Raw genomic sequence first — 20,387 nt, forward strand, 5'->3', positions numbered from 1 at the left:
GTGAAAATATGGAACAACAACGTATTGAAGTTGTGGGCAAATTAGGCTCAACCTACGGTATTCGTGGGTGGTTACGTATTTATTCATCAACAGAACAAGCTGAAAGTATTTTTGATTATCAACCTTGGTTTTTAAAAATCAAAGGTGAATGGCAGCCTGCAGAATTAGAAAATTGGCGTCATCATAATCACGAAATCATCGTTAAATTAAAAGGCGTTGATGACCGTGAAGCCGCACAAATTTTAGCAACTGTTGAAATTGGTGTGGATTTATCTGTATTCCCAGAACTGGAAGAAGGGGATTATTACTGGCACGATTTAATCGGTTGTTCAGTCGTCAACTTAGAAGGTTATACAATGGGAACGGTAACAGAGATGATGGAAACCGGTTCTAATGATGTGTTAGTGGTGAGAGCCAATACCAAAGATGCTTTTGGAAAACAAGAGCGGTTAATTCCGTTCTTGTATGAACAAGTAGTTAAAAGAGTCGATCTCACCACGAAAACAATTGAAGTGGATTGGGACGCTGGTTTCTAATCTCAAGTATGCACAAACGTAATGTAGTAGGCTTTTTATGTGGATAGGGGTGATTTCATTATTCCCCGAAATGTTTAAAGCGATTACGGAATTTGGGGTTACAGGTAGAGCTGTAAAACATAATCTTCTGCAAGTGGAATGTTGGAATCCAAGAGATTTTACATTCGATAAGCATAAAACCGTGGATGACCGTCCTTATGGTGGTGGCCCGGGAATGCTGATGATGGTGCAACCTTTACGGGATGTGATTCATGCTGCGAAAGCAGCGGCAGGAGAAGGCGCAAAGGTGATTTACCTTTCGCCACAAGGACGTAAACTCGATCAAGGCGGTGTAACCGAGCTTGCTCAAAATCAGAAATTGATTTTGGTATGCGGACGTTATGAAGGTATTGATGAGCGATTGATTCAAACTGAAATTGATGAAGAATGGTCAATTGGCGATTACGTTCTGACCGGTGGGGAATTGCCGGCAATGACATTAATTGATGCTGTTGCGCGTTTTATTCCCGGTGTATTAGGCAAACAAGCCTCCGCAGAAGAAGATTCTTTTGCAGACGGTTTATTAGATTGCCCGCATTACACCAGACCGGAAGTGTTAGAAGGATTAACTGTGCCATCCGTGCTGATGTCGGGACATCACGAAGAAATTCGCAAATGGCGATTAAAACAATCGCTACAAAGAACGTGGCTCCGACGCCCTGAGCTCTTAGAAGGCCTAGCTCTGACTGACGAACAACGTAAGCTGTTAAAAGAGGCGCAAGCCGAGCATAACAGTTAGTTTCAGTTACATCTAGGATCAATAAAGGATCAAACAATGTCTAACATTATCAAACAACTTGAACAAGAACAATTAAAACAAAACGTACCTAGCTTCCGCCCAGGTGATACTTTAGAAGTTAAAGTATGGGTAGTTGAAGGTAGCAAACGTCGTTTGCAAGCATTCGAAGGCGTGGTTATTGCAATTCGTAACCGTGGCTTGCACTCAGCATTTACTTTACGTAAAGTGTCTAACGGTGTAGGTGTTGAGCGTGTATTCCAAACTCACTCACCAGTTGTAGATTCAATCACTGTTAAACGTAAAGGTGCAGTACGTAAAGCTAAACTTTACTACTTACGTGAACGTTCAGGTAAATCTGCTCGTATTAAAGAGCGTTTGGGCGAATAATTTCGCAAAGAAAAAGGCTTGGGATCCCAAGCCTTTTTTGTTAGGTTATTTAATCCGTTCTTCGATAATCCCGCCGCCCAAACAAACCTCACCAAGGTAAAATACGGCAGATTGCCCTGGTGTGACGGCTGATTGAGGTTCATCGAAAATCACTCGAATAGTTTCATCATCAATTGGTTCAATCACACAAGGAATATCTTGTTGGCGATAACGTGTTTTAACCGTGCAACGTAATAACTCTCGAATTGGTTCGCGATCAACCCAATGTAATTGGCTAGCAATCAAACCTTTTGAAAATAAACGAGGATGGTCATGCCCCTGAGCGACAATAAGTTCATTATTTTCCACATCCTTATCTACCACATACCAAGCCTCATCACCCGCATTTTTTAAACCACCAATGCCTAATCCTTTACGCTGTCCTAATGTGTGATACATCAATCCATCATGACGACCAATAATTTCGTTATCTACAGTGCGAATATTACCCGGTTGAGCTGGCAAGTAACGAGCTAAGAAATCCTTAAATTTACGCTCACCAATAAAACAAATACCGGTAGAGTCTTTTTTCTTCGCCGTAATTAAGCCAAGATCTTCAGCAATAGCGCGAACAATGGGCTTCTCGATTTCACCAACGGGGAATAAGCTTTGTCCCACTTGTTTATGGCTTAAGGTATAAAGAAAATAACTTTGATCTTTATTGGCATCTAGACCACGTAATAATTTTGCATTTTCATCATTACCTGCTCTACGTACATAATGCCCTGTTGCAATGTAATGAGCACCAAGATCTTCAGCTGCATATTCTAAAAACGCTTTAAATTTAATTTCTTTATTACACAAAATATCTGGGTTCGGCGTGCGCCCTGCTTTATATTCAGTTAAAAAATGCTCAAAGACATTATCCCAATATTCTGCTGCAAAATTAATTTTATGTAGTTTGATCCCCAACTTATCACATACTGCTTGAGCATCTGCAAGATCTGCTGCGGCAGTACAGTAATCCGTATCATCATCTTCTTCCCAGTTTTTCATAAACAGGCCTTCCACCTGATAGCCTTGCTGTTGAAGAATAAAAGCTGACACAGAAGAATCCACTCCGCCAGACATACCACAAATCACTTTTTTTGTCGCATTTCTCGCAAGTTGTTCTTGTGTCATTTGAGGAAAGTATTGATTATAAGTATTTGAAATTAACATATTTCTCCCGTAACTTCGGTTAAGGCGAAGCACATTGGTAATTGAATGAGAAAACGGCAAAATAATTTTGCCGTTAAGTTTATTTTGCACATAAAGTGCGGTCATTTTTGAGCAAGTTATTTCACTTCATAAAATTGCGAGTCATCATCTTTTTTCGCGAATTTTTGCTCATATTCAGCTTTCGCTTGTTCATCGCCCGCATCTAATTTTGATTGAAGCGTGTCGCAAGGTTTATCACAATCGCAAGCTTTGGCAATACCAAGGGTAGATAAACCACCGCAGCTACCTTTTAAACTTTGTTTTTTGATAATAAATCCGATAGACATCAACAATATAATTGCGACGAAAGCGATCAAAGTAAAAAATAAAGTTTGCATAACTATTCTTTTGTTTCTGTTAATTTTTTGAAAGCAGAGGATGATTTTGTGATAAAACCATTATCTGTTTTAATGATTAAGTAAACGGCAAGATTATTTTTCTCTGCCACTTCTAACGCCTTATCTTCACCCAGCACAAATAAACCTGTTGATAGGCCATCTGCAGTCATTGAGGTTGGCGCAAGTACCGTAATTGAGGCTAAATGATGCTGAATTGGATAACCTGTTTTCGGATCAATTTCATGAGCAAAGCGTTTACCATTTTCTTCAAAGTAAATACGATAATCGCCAGAACTTGCCATTCCCATATTGTCTAATCCAATGACAGCTTCAACCGCTCTTTCACCTGTTGTGGTTGGTTTTTCAATTGCGATCTGCCAAGGTTTGCCTTCAATATTTTTTCCTTTCGCACGAATTTCACCGCCGATTTCAACCATGTAATTCTGAGCATTTAGTTGTTCTAACTTTTCAGCCACCTGATCAACACCAAAGCCTTTAGCAATCGATGATAAATCGACATAAACTTGAGGAAGTGCTTTGCTTAATGTCGGTTTTGCACCACTCATATCAAGGGCAATTTTATCAATACCAACCCAAGCTTGGCGTTCAGCTAATTGTTCTGGTGTAGGTTGTTTTTCTGGACGTTTTTCAGGGCCAAATCCCCATAAATTCACAACTGGGCCAACAGTTACATCCAATGCACCTTCAGTCACTTTATTTAAACGAATCGCTTCGGCCAATACTTTGGCAAAATCTGCTGAAATCTCAATCGGTGTATTCACTTGGGTATTTTGATTGAAACGACTCAATTCCGAATCTTTTTTGTAAGTGGACATTTTCGCGTTCACATCTTTTAAGATAGCTTCAATTTCTTCATGCGTCTTTTCAGATGTTGCTTTCATTGAGCCTTCATCAAGGTATTTAACATGATAAGTTGTTCCCATTGTTTTACCACTTAATGAGATAACTTTTGTTTCTTTTTCACAGGCTGTAAGACTTAATGCCATTGCCACCGCCACGATACCGCTTATTAATTTTTTCATCTGGATTTCCTAAATCTGTGAACTACTAGCAAACTAAACAAAATTTACCTGTAATCATAGAAAATTTTCTAAAAACACCTTAAATTTTGACCGCACTTCATCACAAAGTGCGGTCAGTTTTCATGATGTTTTGATTAACTAAAATCAACCACCGAAGTCATCTAATAAGATGTTTTCATCTTCAACACCGAGGTCTTTCAACATTTTGATTACCGCAGCGTTCATCACCGGAGGTCCACACATGTAGTATTCACAATCTTCTGGTGCTTCATGATTTTTCAAGTAGTTTTCATAAAGTACGTTGTGAATAAAGCCGGTGTAACCTGTCCAGTTATCTTCTGGTAACGGATCAGATAATGCCACGTGCCATATAAAGTTTGGATTTTCTGCTTGAAGCTGATCAAAATCTTCTACATAGAACATTTCACGTTTAGAACGTGCACCATACCAGAATGACATTTTACGTTTAGAGTGTAAACGTTTTAATTGGTCAAAGATATGAGAACGCATTGGTGCCATACCCGCACCACCACCGATGAAGACCATTTCGTTGTCGGTTTCTTTCGCGAAGAATTCACCGAATGGACCAGAAATTGTCACTTTATCACCTGCTTTTAATGACCAAATGTATGAAGACATTTGACCTGGAGGTGCATCAGGTTGACGTGGTGGAGGCGTTGCAATACGCACGTTAAGCATAATAATGCCTTTTTCTTCTGGGTATGAAGCCATAGAATAAGCACGGATAATATGCTCATCCACTTTAGACACATAACGCCATAAATCGTATTTGTCCCAATCTTCGTGGTATTCTTCTGGAATATCGAAATCTTTATAGTAAACCGTATGTGGATCAGCTTCGATTTGGATATAACCACCCGCACGGAAAGGAACTTCTTCACCTTCAGGAATCGCTAATTTAAGCTCTTTAATAAAGGTTGCTTTGTTATCATTAGAAATAACAGTACATTCCCATTTTTTCACACCGAAGATTTCTTCTGGCAATTCAACATCCATACTGCCTTTTACATTGACTTGGCAAGCTAAACGATAACCTTCTTTCGCTTCACGTTTGCTGATATGAGAAAGTTCGGTTGGTAAAATTTCACCACCACCGCTTTTTACTTTGACGACACATTGGCCACAAGAACCGCCACCACCACACGCAGAAGAAACGAAGATACCTTTACTTGCTAAAGCACCAAGTAATTTACCACCAGCTGGTAAAGTGATCGCTTTTTCAGGATCGTCATTAATAGAAATGGTGATATCACCAGAATCCACTAATTTTGATTTAGCGAATAAAATAATCGCAACGAGCACTAAAAGGATAACCGTAAATGCCGCAACACCTAATAATAAAATTGAAGATTCGCTCATTTATGCCTCCTTATAACTGAATACCAGAGAATGACATAAAGCCAAGCGCCATCAAGCCTGCAGTGATAAAGGTAATCCCTAATCCTTTTAAGCCTGCCGGTACATCGGCATATTTCATTTTCTCAGTTAAGCCTGCAAGCGCAACGATTGCTAACATCCAACCTACACCCGCACCGATACCATAAACTGCCGCTTCAGCGAAGTTGTATTCACGTTGCACGGCAAAAGATACACCACCGAAGATCGCACAGTTTACGGCGATAAGTGGAAGGAAGATACCTAATGCGTTATAAAGTGCAGGGAAGAATTTATCTAAGGTCATTTCAAGTAATTGAACAAGACCCGCGATAATCCCGATAAAGGTAATGAAGTTTAAGAACTCAAGGCTCACACCTTTTACCAATGCGCCATCTTTTAATACGTGCTCGTATACAAATTGGTTAGCGGGTACCGCAATACCAAGTACGACGACTACTGCAACACCAAGGCCAAACGCCGTGGAAACTTTCTTAGAAACCGCAAGGAAAGTACACATCCCTAAGAAGAAAGAGAGCGCCATGTTTTCAATGAAGATCGCCTTCACGAATAGGCTAATATAATGTTCCATTGATTATTTCTCCTGTTGCTCAGGTTTCCACGTTCTTAAGCCCCAAATAACGAAGCCGATAATGAAGAACGCACTTGGTGCAAGAAGGAATAAACCGTTTGGTTGATACCAACCGCCGTCTTGAATAGTTTGGAATACAGGGAAACCAAGTAAACGACCAGAACCGATTAATTCACGTAATGTTGCAACGATCAATAAGATTGCACCATAACCTAAACCGTTACCAATACCGTCTACAAAACTTTCTAGCGGAGGTGATTTCATCGCAAACGCTTCTGCACGGCCCATTACGATACAGTTTGTAATGATAAGACCGACGAATACAGAGAGCTGCTTAGATAAACCATAGGCATAAGCTTTTAATACTTGGTCAACCAAGATTACTAAAGACGCGATAATCGCCAGTTGCACAATGATACGGATACTATTTGGAATATAGTTACGAATCAATGAAATGAACAAACTGGAGAAACCGGTTACCAAACTTACCGCAATCGCCATTACGATCGCTGTTTGTAATTGGGTTGTTACCGCTAACGCAGAACAGATACCCAAAATTTGCAAGGCAATCGGGTTATTTTTAGCAATAGGATCTAATAAAAGACCTTTCAAATTTACTTTTGCATCAGCCATTATTTGATTTCTCCTGCTTTAAATTTCGCTAAGAATGGACCGAAGCCATTTTGGCTGAACCAATAATCAAATGAACCTTGTACACCGTTACTGGTTAAGGTTGCACCAGATAAACCATCTACACCGTGATCTTTATCTGTTGATGTGCCTTTATAGATTTTGAATTTTTGGTGTCCTTGTTCGTCGAATAATTTTTTATCCACGAATTGAGCTTGCCAACGAGGATTCGCAATTTCACCACCAAGACCGGCTGTTTCACCTTGGTCATAGTAAGTGATACCTTTGATGGTATTTCCATCTGGTGCAACCGAAACGAAACCGTACATGGTTGACCATAAACCGCGACCATACATTGGTAATACGACTTGGCTGACATTGCCTTGCTCATCTTTTACAAGATAAACACGTGCTTGATTTGCACGAACTTTAATTCCTGCTTTATCTGCTTCCGCTGGAATTGCTTGGCTTTTTGCAGGATCTTTAATGGCATCTTTAGGTTCAAATTTGTTGATTTCTTCTGCTGAAGCTTGAACGTAATCACCACTTTGCAAATCAACTAAACGCGGTTCAATAAATTTGCTGTAAGTGTCTTTAATTACTGATGCATTATCTTCTTTCATTAAGCCAGCAACAGTTAAAATGTTACGTTGAACGTCGAGTGCTTTTTGTTCATCTTGTTTGGATTTTAATGCTACTGCAGCACCAGAAACCACGATAGAACACACTAAACTTAGCAACACAACAACGGTAACTGTACCGCTAACGCTATCTTTATTAAATTTAGCCATTTGTTCTTGCTCTCCGACGTTTGATATTTGCTTGAACCACGATGTAGTCGAAAATTGGTGCAAATAAGTTTGCAAATAAAATCGCTAACATCATCCCTTCTGGATAAGCTGGGTTCACTGTACGAATTAATACAGCCATCACGCCAATTAACGCACCGTACCACCATTTACCCGTGTTGGTGAATGAAGCTGATACAGGGTCTGTAGCCATGAAGATCATACCAAGTGCAAAACCACCTAATACAAAGTGCCAATGCCAAGGCATTGAGAACATTTGGTTAGAATCAGAACCGATTAAATTGAATAAGGTTGCTGTACCAATCATACCGATCATGACACCAGCCATAATGCGCCAAGAAGCAATACGGGTGAATACAATTAACGCACCACCGATTAATAACGCAAGCGTTGAAACCTCACCCATTGAACCAGGAATATTACCGATGAATGCATCCATCCAAGTAATAGGTTGACCGGTTACAGTGTGTTGTAATGCTGCTTGACCACCTTGAGACCATTGTGAAAGTGCGGTTGCACCAGAGAAACCATCTGCAGCAGTCCATACTAAGTCACCAGAAATTTGAGCCGGATAAGCGAAGAATAAGAATGCACGACCAGCAAGCGCAGGGTTCATAAAGTTACGACCTACACCACCGAAGATTTCTTTTGCTACCACGATACCAAAACTGATACCAAGTGCAGCTTGCCATAATGGCAATGTTGGTGGAACGATTAACGCAAATAAAATGGTTGAAACGAACATCCCTTCATTTACTTCATGACCACGCACCACTGAGAACAATAATTCCCAAATTGTACAAACGGTGAATACCACTAAGTAAATTGGTAAGAAGAAGATCGCCCCTAACGCCATTTTTGAGCCCCAAGTTGCATTATTGGTTAAGTCTAAACCTAATGAACTTGCAAGCGCATAGTGCCAATCGTTAGCAATTAATTGATCTAAATTGCCTAATTGATTTAAAGCGGGAATCGCTTGGTTACCCACGTTATACATCCCGTAAAAAATCGCAGGGAACAACGCAAGGAAAACCGTAATCATCATACGTTTTGAGTCTAACGCATCACGAACGTGTGTGTTTTTGTGCGTTACCGTACCTGGTGTATAAAGCAAGGTATAAATCGATTCAAAGATCGGATAAAGCTTGCTGTATTTACCGCCTGGTAAAAACGCGGGTTCCATTTTTTCAAAAAGATTTTTTAAACCCATTTTTAACCTTCCTTCTCAATCTTATCTAATACTTGACGCAAGATTGAACCGTATTCATATTTGCCCGGGCAAACGAAAGAACATAATGCTAAGTCTTCTTCATCTAATTCAAGACAACCTAACGCTTGTGAACCGTCGGTATCGCCCACGATTAAATCACGTAATAATAATGTCGGTAAAATATCCAACGGCATCACGCGCTCATAGCTACCGATTGGTACCATTGCACGCTCACCACCATTTTCTGCGGTAGTGAAGTTGAATAATTTCTTACCAAAGTGACCCAATACGGTACGGGTAATCGAATATTTGTTCGATTGTGGAGTGATCCAACCTAAGAACTCTTTCTCATTACCTTCTGCAATCACAGAAACTTGTAATGCATAACGACCTAAATAATCGTGAGCGTCTTTTGCTGTTTGACCACAAAGCACAGAACCAGAAATCACACGGTTATTACCGTCTTTTAACTCACCTGCCGTTAATTGAGAAAGGTTAGCACCGATTACTGTACGAACTAGACGAGGCTCTTTCACTTGCGGACCCGCAAGAGAAACAACACGTTCTACATAAAGTTCGCCCGTAGTGAATAATTTACCTACAGCAATCACATCTTGGTAATTGATGTGCCATACGGTTTTATGAACACCAACCGGATCGATAAAGTGAATATGTGTACCCACTAAACCAGCAGGATGAACACCGCCAAAATCATGTACTTTTAGGTTAGCCAAATCCACGGTTGGGATATTGCTATTGCCCGCTTTACATAGATTTAATGGTTTATTTGGGAATAGACGACTTAATACTGTTAAACCGTCAATAAAATCTTGCCAATGCTCTTTTAACACCACCTCTGGATTTGCTGCCAAAGGATTGGTATCCATCGCATTTACAAACAGAGAAGAAGGTTCTGCATCTAAGGCAGGCACTTTGCTGAACGGACGGGTGCGGAACGCTGTCCACAAACCGGATTCAACGAGGTTTTGTTTAACTTGTTCAGAAGAAAGCGTATTGAGCTCACCTGCGTTATATTTAGCGAAAGTAACTTGATCGTTACCTTGCACATCAATGACCACAGATTGTAATACACGTTTTTCGCCACGATTAATTACAGTGATAGTACCACTTGCAGGGGCTGTGAAAACCACTCCAGGGTTTTTCTTGTCTTCAAAAAGCACTTGGCCTTTTTTCACAACATCGCCTTCACGTACCTTCATAGAAGGACGCATACCCACATACTCTTCACCAAGAATCGCAACCTGATTCACAGCGTTACCGCTATGGATTACTTGTGCTGGTTTTCCTGCAATAGGAAGATCCAAGCCTTTTTTGATTGTAATCATACTGTTTGCACTACTTTTCTAGGTTAAAAACACGATTGCGATTAAAGCATACGCTCTAAAAGCAATCTCACGATTGAGCGTAGCCAGAAAACACTTTTAAGATCAAAGCATTATTAACTGACACATAAATTTAAAAACTCAAATCTGTTTAATTCCTCGATGAGTAAGAAATTACTTACACATCCAAAAATTGAAATTCGAAAATTAAAAGCGCCTTATTCTATCGAAAAATGGGCTTTTATTCCACTTTACGCCCTTACTTTTTGTGAAATATTTGTGAACCTTTTAGACTCATACTTATTAGGAGTTAGAAATAAATAGGAATTAAAAATAAAAAAGAGAGAATGTCTCTCGCCTTCTCTCTTCTTATGAAAATCTGATATAGGGAACGTAAGGAAATACTTACTGTCCAACACCAAGACAATTTGGTGATTTTGGAAATGCTTCACCTAGGCTTTCCCATTCGCTTTTTGTATAAAGGTGAAGCGCTAATGCGTGAATGCCATTTTTTAAATCATCGGCAAAAAGTTGGTAAAGTTTTTGGTGGCGCTGCACCTTACGCATGCCTTCAAAAGCATCGCTGACAATCACTAATTTAAAATGAGAATCAGCCCCTCGACCGGAACTGTGCATATGACTTTCATTTTCTACGGTGGCAAAGTGCGGTTGAAATTCGGTCTGAATTCTCTCTAATAATTCTTGCTGTTTTGACATAAATAAACTCCCTAACTTTTTGCTATACATTCAGCGTTAAGTTTGTAAGAATAACACAAATTAACCTAATTCAATGAGGAAATTATGAAAGTAACAAACAAAATCAAAGCATTATCAGCAATGACGTTGGCCGCTGCGACATTATTTTTAGCGGGTTGCCAAGCGCAATCTAATACCTTAACTTTTACCCCTCAATCACCGACTGCATCAATGAATATTAACCAATCAGCAGTGGTAACAGTTAATACTCGCGATTCTCGTCCACAACAAGAAATTGCAACTTATACTAAATCAGGTGAGCTGATTAAATTAAACGCCTCACCAAGCGTTACTCAACTTTTCCAACAAGTGATGCAACAAAATTTAGTTAGCAAAGGTTTCCGTATCGGACAAGCTAATAATGCGAATGCGGGTGTAACCGTTGAAGTGAAAGAATTCAACACTCACGTAGATCAAGGTAATTTACGTTACACCTTGAACAGCAAAATCCAAGCAGTTGTTTATGTACAAGGTCCACGCGGACAATACAACAAAACCTTTAATGCAACCCGTTCACAATCTGGTGCATTTAATGCGAGCAATGATGAAATTCAAAAAGTGTTAGGCGAAACCTTCAAAGATATTGTTAATAATATTTATCAAGATCAAGAAGTTACTAACGCAATTAATCAATATACTAATTAATTAAAAGTAATGTGTCCTTTTCAATAATACTTGACGAAAGTGCCTTTCAAGCGTAACATTCGCCCGATTTTTTAACGAGAAGGACACACACTTTGGACAGTCATAGTCGATACCGAATATCGCTTTAGACTCTCGCCTCTTATCAGCGAGAGTTCGCTGGTAATCAATTTACCTTTCTTCGGCATCTTTTATCGAACGAAACTCATTTTTAAAACATACAAAAATTTAACCGCACTTTTCTCTAGTGCCAATTTCGTTTGATCTTTTTTTGTTCACAGTTGGATCTTCATAATCCCAAAAGGAGTATGACCAATGATTAACGCTTTTACCATTAACGATTCCCGTTTGCTTCGTATTGATGACGAACCAGCTGAGCTCAGTTCTGCCATTTGGTTAGATTTACTGGAGCCGACAGGGGAAGAACGTGAAATGTTGCAAGAAGGCTTAGGACAAAGTCTCGCCTCATTCCTCGAATTAGAAGACATCGAAGCATCCGCGCGTTTCTTTGAAGACGAAGACGGCTTGCACTTGCACTCATTCTTTTATTGTGAAGACGAAGAAAATTACGCCGACCTCGCAAGCGTGGCGTTTACTATTCGTGATGGGCGCTTATTTACCCTACGTGATCGTGAATTACCCGCATTCCGTTTATATCGTATGCGTTCCCGTAGTCAGCGATTATTAGAATGCAATGCGTATGAAGTTTTGCTCGACTTATTTGAAACCAAAATTGAGCAATTAGCGGATGTTATCGAAAACGTTTATGCGGATTTAGAAAAATTAAGCCGTGTAATTCTAAACGGTACACAAGATGAAGCTTTCGATGAAGCCTTAAATACCCTAACAGAACAAGAAGATACCAGTTCTAAAGTGCGTCTGTGTTTGATGGATACACAACGTGCATTGGGTTTCTTAGTACGTAAAACACGTTTACCGGCTAATCAGTTAGAACAAGCTCGTGAAATCTTACGAGATATCGAATCCTTACAACCGCATAATGAGTCTTTATTCCAAAAAGTAAACTTTTTAATGCAGGCGGCAATGGGTTATATTAATATCGAGCAGAATAAAATCATGAAATTCTTCTCGGTGGTCTCTGTGATGTTCCTACCGGCAACGCTTGTGGCATCCACTTACGGGATGAACTTTGAATTTATGCCGGAGCTTCATTTTAAATATGGCTACCCAATGGCTATTGGCTTAATGATTGGTGCGGCGATTACACCTTACATCTATTTCAAACGGAAAGGTTGGTTATAATGGAAATTTCCCAAACTGCGTTATTTTTAGGATCGATTATCGATCTGTATTGTTTAGTATTAATTTTACGCGTATGGCTACCATTAGCGAACGTGGATTATTACAATCCCATTTCTCAATTTACGCTGAAATTTACCCAGCCAGTTATTGCCCCATTGCGTAAAGTTTTTCCAGTGGTGAAAAAAGTGGAAACCGCTGCGCTGGTTTTAGTCTTCTTGCTTTGCGGATTAAAATCGGTTCTATTTGGCGGATTAAATCTCAACTTCTTCCTACTATTAGGCATATTAGGGCTGATTAAAAATATCGGTATAGCCATTTTCTATGTGTTAATCGCCGGTGCAATTTTAAGCTGGTTTAATCGTGGCAATAATCCTGCATTCTATGCGTTATATCAACTGACCGAGCCATTATTAAAACCAATTAAGCGCATTTTACCAACCGTGGGCGTCATTGATTTTTCACCGATGGTTATCGCCATTGTTCTATTATTTTTGAATAATCTCTTTTATGATTACTTCCAGGTTTTATGGGCAATTGCCGCTTAAAGTGCGGTCAAAAATAACATTATTTTTTGGGCTGGATTTTCCAGCCCTTATTGTAATTGTAAATGTGGTGAGTAAATTTAGTTATGTCAGCAATCGAACAAACGCCTGAAGGATTACGTCTTAAAATCATTTTGCAACCCAAAGCTAGCAAAGATCAAATCGTGGGATTACATGATGACGAACTCAAAATCACGATCACCGCGCCACCTGTTGATGGTCAAGCCAATGCTCACTTGCTGAAATTTTTGAGTAAAGCATTCAAAGTACCCAAAAGCTCGATAGTTCTTGAAAAAGGTGAATTAAACCGACATAAACAAGTTTGGATTCCTTCGCCTAAATTAATTCCATCTGAAATTCAAAATCTCTTATAAAATCAGCAAAAAAATCACCGCACTTTCTACCAATTTTCCCTGTTTTACGCTATCCTATATCACATTTTACAAATCAAAACATGCCGCAAAGTGCGGTCAAAATTTAAGGTGATTTTCTATGCAACAACATTACCGTCCCGATTTGATTGAACCCGCAGTTCAACAATATTGGGCTGAAAATAAAGTCTTCAAAGCAATCAAAGATACGTCTAAAGAAAAATATTACTGCCTTTCAATGTTCCCTTACCCATCTGGTCGTTTACACATGGGCCACGTGCGTAACTACACGATCGGTGATGTGGTTTCTCGTTATCAACGTATGAACGGCAAAAATGTGTTACAGCCGATTGGTTGGGATGCATTTGGTTTACCGGCTGAAGGGGCTGCAATTAAAAATAAAACTGCACCCGCAAAATGGACTTACGAAAACATCGAATACATGAAAAACCAGCTCAAAATGTTGGGCTTTGGTTATGACTGGGATCGCGAAATTGCGACCTGCCGTCCAGAATACTACAAATGGGAACAATGGTTCTTCACTGAGCTTTATAAAAAAGGCTTAGTGTACAAAAAAAACTCAACCGTAAACTGGTGTCCGAACGATGTAACTGTGTTGGCGAACGAACAAGTGCACGACGGTTGTTGTTGGCGTTGTGATACTCCAGTAGAACAAAAAGAGATCCCTCAATGGTTTATTAAAATCACTGATTATGCAGAACAATTATTAGGTGGATTAGACCAACTTCCACAATGGCCAGACATGGTAAAAACCATGCAACGCAACTGGATTGGCCGTTCTGAAGGGGTAGAAATTACTTTTGATGTGGCAGATACCGCAGAAAAAGTTGCGGTTTATACTACCCGTCCAGATACTTTCTATGGTGTAAGTTATTTAGGTATTGCGGCAGCGCATCCATTAGCGGACTTAGCTGCAGAAAAAAATCCTCAATTAGCCGAATTCATCCGTGAAGCGAAAAATGCCAAAGTGGCCGAAGCAGACCTTGCCACGATGGAGAAAAAAGGGATGGCAACCGGCTTATTCGCCATTCATCCATTAACCGGTGAAAAATTACCGATTTGGGTCGCTAACTTCGTGTTAATGCACTACGGTACTGGCGCGGTAATGGCTGTTCCAGCACATGACCAACGTGACTTTGAATTTGCTCAAAAATACAGTTTGCCAATTAAACAGGTAATCGCACCGCTTGCGGATGAAGAAATTGATTTAACCAAACAAGCTTTTGTTGAGCACGGTAAATTAGTGAACTCTGCTGAGTTTGACGGTTTAGATTTTGATGGTGCATTCAACGGTATCGCGGATAAATTAGAAAAATTAGGCGTGGGTAAACGCCAAGTGAATTACCGTTTACGTGACTGGGGTGTTTCCCGTCAACGTTATTGGGGTGCACCAATTCCAATGCTGACCTTGCCAAACGGTGAAACCGTACCGGCACCAATCGAAGATTTACCGATTATTCTGCCGGAAGATGTGGTCATGGATGGCGTGAAAAGTCCAATTAAAGCGGATCCAAATTGGGCGAAAACCACCTTCAATGGTGAACCTGCGTTAAAAGAAACGGATACTTTTGACACCTTTATGGAATCGTCTTGGTACTACGCACGCTACACTTCACCAAGCTATGCTGAAGGCATGTTAGATAAAGATGAAGCCAACTATTGGTTACCGGTGGATCAATATATCGGTGGTATCGAGCACGCGACAATGCACTTGCTCTACTTCCGTTTCTTCCATAAATTATTGCGTGATGCAGGTTTCGTCACGAGTGATGAGCCAGCACAAAAATTATTATGCCAAGGTATGGTGTTAGCCGATGCATTCTACTACACCAGTCCAACCAACGAGCGTATTTGGGTAAGCCCAACGCAAGTGACCCTTGAGCGTGATGAAAAAGGTCGTATTATCAAAGCAACCGATCCAGAAGGCCGTGAATTGGTGCATACCGGTATGACCAAAATGTCGAAATCCAAAAACAACGGTATCGACCCACAAGAGATGGTGGAAAAATACGGTGCAGATACCGTGCGTCTTTTCATGATGTTCGCGTCTCCTGCAGAAATGACACTTGAATGGCAAGAATCTGGCGTAGAAGGAGCAAAACGTTTCTTAGGTCGTGTATGGAATTTGGTGTATGAATACAGCCAAAATCCTGCAAAAACCGCTTTAGATGTGACCGCACTTTCTGCAGATCAAAAAGCACTTCGCCGTGATGTTCATAAAACAATCGCAAAAGTGAGCGATGACATTGGTCGCCGTCAAACATTCAATACGGCTATTGCAGCAGTGATGGAGTTAATGAATAAATTAACTCGTGCGCCATTAGAAAGCGAACAAGATCGTTCGGTTATGGCGGAAGCATTAAGCGCCGTCGTGCGTATGCTTTACCCAATCACACCACATATCTGCTTTGAATTATGGAAAGCTTTAGGCAACGAAAGTAACATCGATCATGCAGAATGGGTGAAAGCTGATGAAGCGGCGATGGTAGAAGATGAAAAACTTATCGTGGTGCAAGTCAACGGTAAAGTACGTGGTAAAGTGACTGTTGCAGCTGATGCGGATGAAGAAACCGTGAAAACTGTTGCATTTGCAGATGAAAATGTGAAGAAATTTACTGACAATACACAAATCGTGAAAGTGATTTATGTACCAGGTAAATTGTTAAATGTGGTGGTTAAACCGCAATAATCCATAAAATAACCGCATTTTATTCTAAGCGTTGTATAAACGGCTCTTAAACAAAATAAAGTGTGGTGAATTTTACAGGTAATTTTTATGATGAAATCAATCAAAACGCTCTGCTTAGTTGGGGCAACAGCCTTTTTAACTGCTTGTGGTTGGCACTTCGATAATGGTGCTGCTGTTCCTGCAGAATTAAAAACAATGGCCCTTGAAAGCGGTGACCCATACAGTGAAATGTCAATGGCAATGCGTAAGCAACTGCTTAGCAACAACGTAAACCTTGTTCCTGCAAAACAAGGTGTGCCAGTGTTGCGTTTAAATAAACAGACTTCAAGCGATAAAGTGGCGTCAGTCTTTAAACAAGGCCGTGAAGCAGAAAAAGTATTGACCCTTGATGTTGAAGCAAGTGTACGCTTGGCTAATGGAGAAACCTATCCAATCTCTGCAAAAATCAACCGCACTTTCTTTGATAACTCACGTGCTGCATTAGCAAAATCAGCTGAACGCGATGTAATTTGGAATGATATGCGCGAACAAGCGGCTCGCCAATTAATTAATAAAATGGCTGCCTTACAACATCAAGTTCAAGGAAAATAATGAACCGCATTTTTCCTGAGCAACTGGCCTCTAACCTGAACAGCCATTTAGCAAAAGTCTATTTTTTGGTTGGGGCTGATCCCCTGTTGCTCAGTGAAAGTGAAGATCTCATTCATCAAGCTGCCCTTCTTCAAGGTTTTGATGAAAAAAATCAAATCACCATAGATACTAATACTGACTGGCCTGCCTTAATTGAGGCCAGCCAATCTATGGGGCTCTTCTTTAATAAGCAAATTTTCATTCTTAATTTACCCGAAAATTTGACCGCACTTTTGCAGAAAAACCTTCAACAATTTATTAGTGGATTAAATGAAGATAGCTTGCTTGTTCTCACCTTGCCTAAATTGTCTAAAGCAGCCGAAAAACAAGAGTGGTTTATTCAGGCAAATCAACTTGAGCCACAAGCTGTTATTGTTAACTGCCAAACACCGAATTCAGAACAACTTTCTCGTTGGGTGAAGCATCGTACAAAAAACATGGGGTTATCAGCGGATGAGGAAGCCGTTCAACTACTTTGTTATAGCTATGAAAATAATCTCCTGGCATTGAAACAAGCATTACAGCTTTTAGATTTGCTTTATCCTGATCACAAACTCACGTATAACCGCGTTAAATCAGTCGTAGAGCAATCTTCTGTCTTTACCCCTTTCCAATGGATTGATGCTGTGTTATCAGGCAAGGCAAATCGCTCAAAGCGAATTTTGCGAGGTTTACAAGCTGAAGATGTGCAGCCAGTTATTTTATTGCGTACTTTACAGCGTGAACTGCTCACGTTGTTAGAATTAACAAAACCACAGCTGCGTAATCCCTCTCTTAACACGAGTTTGCCAACACAGACACTCAAAGCGGATTTTGACCGTCTCAAAATTTGGCAGAATCGTCGTCATCTTTATACGGCAGCGATACAGCGACTGACTTATCAAAAGCTCTTTGAAATATTGCAAGAGTTGGCAGATATTGAGCGCACAACCAAGCAAGAATATGGTCAAGACGTGTGGGTAAAATTGACAGACTTATCGGTTAAATTTTGCTTATAAAAAAATCTCGGCGTTAACCGAGATTTTTTATTATTGCGCAATTTTTAAATCTTGATACAGATAATTTCGATAGCTATTCACTAAATCCATATCCTCTGCATCTTCGAGCTTACCTTGGCTTAGCTGACGCATAGCGATATTCGCTCGCATAAAGTCATCTTTCGGTGATAAACCTGCCACATCAAGTAATACGCCACCAACAAAGGCTAAATCTAAGAAATCTTGCTGTTGAACAAAGTCAGTCTTACGATTAGTTCTAACCACAAATTGAGTCACATAATCTGGATTCGCAAAGTTACCTTTTTTCGGTGGAAGCTGATTATCAAAAGCAACCTGATGATCACCAAAATAACCGAATACATAAGGTGTTTCACGCGATTTTAAATAATCATTCAAGCCTTCGATTGCCTCATTAAGGCTATCAATACGATCAATATAATCGTTCAAGCAAGAAATCGCTTTTCCCCCTAAACGCTTACTCGCCAAATTAAAATGGTTTGGCATATTCGTGTTGTAAGGGCCGTGCTCTTTCATCGTAAGCACATAAACAAACATGGGCTGTTGTACATTCTCCAATGATGGATGCTGTTTCTGCAAAATCAGTTTGGTGTAATACATCATCTCTTCACTACTAATATGCCAGAGATTCTTGCTGATTGATGCGGGATAGCCTAAATCTTGTGGTTGCAACATCAAATCAAAACCAAAGTGGTCATAAGCAGGTTTTGCGTTGTAGTTGCCTTTAGTAAAAGGTGATAATGCTACACAAAAATAGCCTTGCTCACGGAGATTTTTAATAAACCCCGTCTGTAAGTGTGGTACAACCGAATAAAACACGCCACTTGCCAAAGCACCAAAATCCGTTGAAGGCACACCAGCAAGGAAAGCAAATTCAGATTTCCACGTTGCGCCGCCCACCGTATGTACACGCAATGGACTCAAAAACGCAGTATCTTCCTGCTTATTAAACATTGAAAATGGCGGGATAGTTTCTGCATCAAAATCAAATTGATGGGGATTCAAGGTTGATTCTTGTAGACACACCACTATGTCTGGTTTTTCTGCGTCTGGCTTTTCTGCACTTTCAGTTTTACTCTCAGCCTTTTCATTTAAAAGTGCGGTCATTTTTTCTTTAAATTTTTGACTATTACCTTCAAATTCTGGCACTTTAAAGAATACGCCACGACAAGACATAGGCAGGTTTAAGAAAACATCTCTACCATCATCCGGCAATGAGTCTAACCAGACTTTTGTCGCATCCGGATCTTTAGAATAATGCCACATTAAACCAAAGCTCGTTGCAGCGAGTATTGCCGCAAATACACGAAATCCAGTTGAGGCACTTTCTACATCTGACCAACCAAAGATAGCATAACCCAATAGACCTAATAGCCCTAATACACCGAAAATCGCCCCTTTATAATGTAAAAGGGTTTCCCAATTTCGCCAATCTGTCACGAGCCAAAAATCTGAAATGAGTAAAGGTTGTTTGTAGTAATGAATTTTCATTCGATGGAATAACATCAACACCACAAAAAGTACGGACGCAAAATTCAATCCGCGTTGCCATTGACCAGTTATCGCAAACATTGAGCTAAACAATAAGACGAATAATGCAATCGCAAAAAAATATGTCCAACGATAGTGTGAATTGACGATAAAAATCACCGTCGCAATAAAAAATAAACTCAGAAAAATACTTGGAATCATAATAAATAAAGTTGATTAAATGTTATTTGACACTTTCAGCCACTAAACGCTGAATCAGCTTTAAATTGGCTGGTGGGAATTGCCCTGCATCAAGCTCCCCTTGTTCAAGCCAGAAGCCTTCCTGGCCTTCGCGTCCAAAAGGCTCGCCGATCCATTCTGTGACCAAGTAAAAACTAAAATCTAAAATTTTGGTTGGATATTCAAATTGAAAACATTCGTACAGTTCAGCATTTAAAATATGAATGCCAATCTCTTCTTCCAATTCTCTTTTTAGGGCTTCTTCAGGGGTTTCACCTGCATCAACTTTGCCACCCGGAAATTCTAATGCCTGTGCAAAATCTTGCCCTTCTAAACGCTGGGTCAAATATAGCTGCCCAAATTCATTACGTATAATCCCTGCCGCAACTTGAATGATAGGCTTACTCATCGTTTTTCCTTATCTCAAAAGTAGAAAGAGCGGTCATT

Annotated in this window: 22 protein-coding genes; 10 read left to right on the forward strand and 12 right to left on the reverse strand. The window is 40.0% G+C overall.

All coding sequences use genetic code 11. The features are described from left to right. The first annotated feature begins 8 nt into the window (after window positions 1–8). The 3 genes from rimM to rplS are packed head-to-tail and all read left to right on the forward strand — an operon-like array spanning window position 9 to window position 1,701. The gene (rimM, locus tag QP437_RS01115) at window positions 9–536 is read left to right on the forward strand and encodes a ribosome maturation factor RimM (protein ID WP_111303550.1); all 528 of its coding nucleotides are present in this window, start codon (window positions 9–11) and stop codon (window positions 534–536) included. Between the two features lie 37 nt (window positions 537–573). Next, complete coding sequence (trmD, locus tag QP437_RS01120) at window positions 574–1,314, forward strand: tRNA (guanosine(37)-N1)-methyltransferase TrmD (RefSeq protein ID WP_285266650.1); 741 nt, start codon at window positions 574–576, stop codon at window positions 1,312–1,314. A 36-nt stretch (window positions 1,315–1,350) separates the two neighbouring features. Further along, window positions 1,351–1,701, forward strand: a complete 351-nt coding sequence (rplS, locus tag QP437_RS01125; RefSeq protein ID WP_049358025.1) for a 50S ribosomal protein L19 — start codon at window positions 1,351–1,353, stop codon at window positions 1,699–1,701. Between the two features lie 45 nt (window positions 1,702–1,746). On the opposite strand, the gene mnmA is transcribed toward rplS, so the two are convergent. The 10 genes from mnmA to QP437_RS01175 form a co-directional block, all read right to left on the reverse strand. Further along, a complete protein-coding gene (gene mnmA / locus QP437_RS01130; protein ID WP_285266651.1) occupies window positions 1,747–2,901 on the reverse strand; it encodes a tRNA 2-thiouridine(34) synthase MnmA in 1,155 nt (384 codons plus the stop codon). Between the two features lie 116 nt (window positions 2,902–3,017). Further along, on the reverse strand, window positions 3,018–3,278 hold the full coding sequence (nqrM, locus tag QP437_RS01135) for a (Na+)-NQR maturation NqrM (RefSeq protein ID WP_005629187.1): 261 nt from the start codon (window positions 3,276–3,278) through the stop codon (window positions 3,018–3,020). Window positions 3,279–3,280: 2 nt separating this feature from the next. After that, entirely contained in the window at window positions 3,281–4,321 is a 1,041-nt protein-coding gene (locus QP437_RS01140) for an FAD:protein FMN transferase (protein ID WP_285266652.1), read from the reverse strand. Between the two features lie 144 nt (window positions 4,322–4,465). Next, window positions 4,466–5,701, reverse strand: coding sequence for an NADH:ubiquinone reductase (Na(+)-transporting) subunit F (nqrF, locus tag QP437_RS01145; RefSeq protein WP_285266653.1), 1,236 nt, complete (start codon window positions 5,699–5,701; stop codon window positions 4,466–4,468). Window positions 5,702–5,711: 10 nt separating this feature from the next. Then, window positions 5,712–6,308: an NADH:ubiquinone reductase (Na(+)-transporting) subunit E gene (gene nqrE, locus QP437_RS01150; RefSeq protein WP_285266654.1), complete on the reverse strand. Its 597-nt coding sequence runs from the start codon at window positions 6,306–6,308 to the stop codon at window positions 5,712–5,714. A gap of 3 nt (window positions 6,309–6,311) precedes the next feature. Continuing rightward, window positions 6,312–6,941 carry an NADH:ubiquinone reductase (Na(+)-transporting) subunit D gene (locus QP437_RS01155; protein ID WP_007243078.1) on the reverse strand — a complete coding sequence of 210 codons (630 nt, stop codon included), beginning with the start codon at window positions 6,939–6,941 and terminating at the stop codon, window positions 6,312–6,314. Then, a complete protein-coding gene (locus tag QP437_RS01160; protein WP_285266655.1) occupies window positions 6,941–7,729 on the reverse strand; it encodes a Na(+)-translocating NADH-quinone reductase subunit C in 789 nt (262 codons plus the stop codon). The genes QP437_RS01155 and QP437_RS01160 overlap by 1 nt, the downstream gene beginning before the upstream one ends. Continuing rightward, window positions 7,722–8,957: an NADH:ubiquinone reductase (Na(+)-transporting) subunit B gene (locus tag QP437_RS01165; RefSeq protein WP_049358020.1), complete on the reverse strand. Its 1,236-nt coding sequence runs from the start codon at window positions 8,955–8,957 to the stop codon at window positions 7,722–7,724. The genes QP437_RS01160 and QP437_RS01165 overlap by 8 nt, the downstream gene beginning before the upstream one ends. A gap of 2 nt (window positions 8,958–8,959) precedes the next feature. Next, on the reverse strand, window positions 8,960–10,303 hold the full coding sequence (locus tag QP437_RS01170; RefSeq protein ID WP_197547014.1) for a Na(+)-translocating NADH-quinone reductase subunit A: 1,344 nt from the start codon (window positions 10,301–10,303) through the stop codon (window positions 8,960–8,962). A gap of 402 nt (window positions 10,304–10,705) precedes the next feature. After that, a complete protein-coding gene (locus QP437_RS01175; RefSeq protein WP_014064159.1) occupies window positions 10,706–11,017 on the reverse strand; it encodes a BolA family transcriptional regulator in 312 nt (103 codons plus the stop codon). Window positions 11,018–11,101: 84 nt separating this feature from the next. Here QP437_RS01175 and QP437_RS01180 point away from each other — a divergent pair, with 84 nt between their 5' ends. From QP437_RS01180 to holA, 7 genes are all read left to right on the forward strand, one after another. Next, on the forward strand, window positions 11,102–11,701 hold the full coding sequence (locus tag QP437_RS01180; protein WP_005695369.1) for a YajG family lipoprotein: 600 nt from the start codon (window positions 11,102–11,104) through the stop codon (window positions 11,699–11,701). A 312-nt stretch (window positions 11,702–12,013) separates the two neighbouring features. After that, complete coding sequence (gene corA / locus QP437_RS01185; protein WP_285266656.1) at window positions 12,014–12,961, forward strand: magnesium/cobalt transporter CorA; 948 nt, start codon at window positions 12,014–12,016, stop codon at window positions 12,959–12,961. Further along, on the forward strand, window positions 12,961–13,506 hold the full coding sequence (locus tag QP437_RS01190; protein ID WP_285266657.1) for a YggT family protein: 546 nt from the start codon (window positions 12,961–12,963) through the stop codon (window positions 13,504–13,506). Before corA ends, QP437_RS01190 begins: the two co-directional genes overlap by 1 nt. 83 nt (window positions 13,507–13,589) lie before the next feature. After that, window positions 13,590–13,877 (forward strand): DUF167 family protein YggU, encoded by a 288-nt coding sequence (yggU, locus tag QP437_RS01195; protein ID WP_014064163.1) that lies wholly within the window; start codon window positions 13,590–13,592, stop codon window positions 13,875–13,877. A gap of 118 nt (window positions 13,878–13,995) precedes the next feature. Next, window positions 13,996–16,584 (forward strand): leucine--tRNA ligase, encoded by a 2,589-nt coding sequence (gene leuS / locus QP437_RS01200; RefSeq protein ID WP_285266658.1) that lies wholly within the window; start codon window positions 13,996–13,998, stop codon window positions 16,582–16,584. A gap of 87 nt (window positions 16,585–16,671) precedes the next feature. Beyond that, on the forward strand, window positions 16,672–17,175 hold the full coding sequence (lptE, locus tag QP437_RS01205; RefSeq protein WP_285266659.1) for an LPS assembly lipoprotein LptE: 504 nt from the start codon (window positions 16,672–16,674) through the stop codon (window positions 17,173–17,175). Continuing rightward, window positions 17,175–18,212, forward strand: coding sequence for a DNA polymerase III subunit delta (gene holA / locus QP437_RS01210; RefSeq protein ID WP_285266660.1), 1,038 nt, complete (start codon window positions 17,175–17,177; stop codon window positions 18,210–18,212). The genes lptE and holA overlap by 1 nt, the downstream gene beginning before the upstream one ends. A gap of 30 nt (window positions 18,213–18,242) precedes the next feature. On the opposite strand, the gene QP437_RS01215 is transcribed toward holA, so the two are convergent. After that, window positions 18,243–19,922, reverse strand: coding sequence for a sulfatase-like hydrolase/transferase (locus QP437_RS01215; RefSeq protein WP_285266661.1), 1,680 nt, complete (start codon window positions 19,920–19,922; stop codon window positions 18,243–18,245). Between the two features lie 22 nt (window positions 19,923–19,944). Beyond that, the gene (gene mutT, locus QP437_RS01220; protein ID WP_197547483.1) at window positions 19,945–20,349 is read right to left on the reverse strand and encodes an 8-oxo-dGTP diphosphatase MutT; all 405 of its coding nucleotides are present in this window, start codon (window positions 20,347–20,349) and stop codon (window positions 19,945–19,947) included. Between the last annotated feature and the right edge of the window lie 38 nt (window positions 20,350–20,387).

The organism is Haemophilus sp. UMB1048, assembly GCF_030218125.1.
Taxonomy (GTDB): domain Bacteria; phylum Pseudomonadota; class Gammaproteobacteria; order Enterobacterales; family Pasteurellaceae; genus Haemophilus_D.

Excerpts from the sequence above, each read along its gene's own strand:
- rimM (WP_111303550.1), top strand. The coding sequence starts at position 9 with ATGGAACAACAACGTATTGAAGTTGTGGGCAAATTAGGCTCAACCTAC.
- trmD (WP_285266650.1), top strand. The coding sequence starts at position 574 with ATGTGGATAGGGGTGATTTCATTATTCCCCGAAATGTTTAAAGCGATT.
- rplS (WP_049358025.1), top strand. The coding sequence starts at position 1,351 with ATGTCTAACATTATCAAACAACTTGAACAAGAACAATTAAAACAAAAC.
- mnmA (WP_285266651.1), bottom strand. The coding sequence starts at position 2,901 with ATGTTAATTTCAAATACTTATAATCAATACTTTCCTCAAATGACACAA.
- nqrM (WP_005629187.1), bottom strand. The coding sequence starts at position 3,278 with ATGCAAACTTTATTTTTTACTTTGATCGCTTTCGTCGCAATTATATTG.
- QP437_RS01140 (WP_285266652.1), bottom strand. The coding sequence starts at position 4,321 with ATGAAAAAATTAATAAGCGGTATCGTGGCGGTGGCAATGGCATTAAGT.
- nqrF (WP_285266653.1), bottom strand. The coding sequence starts at position 5,701 with ATGAGCGAATCTTCAATTTTATTATTAGGTGTTGCGGCATTTACGGTT.
- nqrE (WP_285266654.1), bottom strand. The coding sequence starts at position 6,308 with ATGGAACATTATATTAGCCTATTCGTGAAGGCGATCTTCATTGAAAAC.
- QP437_RS01155 (WP_007243078.1), bottom strand. The coding sequence starts at position 6,941 with ATGGCTGATGCAAAAGTAAATTTGAAAGGTCTTTTATTAGATCCTATT.
- QP437_RS01160 (WP_285266655.1), bottom strand. The coding sequence starts at position 7,729 with ATGGCTAAATTTAATAAAGATAGCGTTAGCGGTACAGTTACCGTTGTT.
- QP437_RS01165 (WP_049358020.1), bottom strand. The coding sequence starts at position 8,957 with ATGGGTTTAAAAAATCTTTTTGAAAAAATGGAACCCGCGTTTTTACCA.
- QP437_RS01170 (WP_197547014.1), bottom strand. The coding sequence starts at position 10,303 with ATGATTACAATCAAAAAAGGCTTGGATCTTCCTATTGCAGGAAAACCA.
- QP437_RS01175 (WP_014064159.1), bottom strand. The coding sequence starts at position 11,017 with ATGTCAAAACAGCAAGAATTATTAGAGAGAATTCAGACCGAATTTCAA.
- QP437_RS01180 (WP_005695369.1), top strand. The coding sequence starts at position 11,102 with ATGAAAGTAACAAACAAAATCAAAGCATTATCAGCAATGACGTTGGCC.
- corA (WP_285266656.1), top strand. The coding sequence starts at position 12,014 with ATGATTAACGCTTTTACCATTAACGATTCCCGTTTGCTTCGTATTGAT.
- QP437_RS01190 (WP_285266657.1), top strand. The coding sequence starts at position 12,961 with ATGGAAATTTCCCAAACTGCGTTATTTTTAGGATCGATTATCGATCTG.
- yggU (WP_014064163.1), top strand. The coding sequence starts at position 13,590 with ATGTCAGCAATCGAACAAACGCCTGAAGGATTACGTCTTAAAATCATT.
- leuS (WP_285266658.1), top strand. The coding sequence starts at position 13,996 with ATGCAACAACATTACCGTCCCGATTTGATTGAACCCGCAGTTCAACAA.
- lptE (WP_285266659.1), top strand. The coding sequence starts at position 16,672 with ATGATGAAATCAATCAAAACGCTCTGCTTAGTTGGGGCAACAGCCTTT.
- holA (WP_285266660.1), top strand. The coding sequence starts at position 17,175 with ATGAACCGCATTTTTCCTGAGCAACTGGCCTCTAACCTGAACAGCCAT.
- QP437_RS01215 (WP_285266661.1), bottom strand. The coding sequence starts at position 19,922 with ATGATTCCAAGTATTTTTCTGAGTTTATTTTTTATTGCGACGGTGATT.
- mutT (WP_197547483.1), bottom strand. The coding sequence starts at position 20,349 with ATGAGTAAGCCTATCATTCAAGTTGCGGCAGGGATTATACGTAATGAA.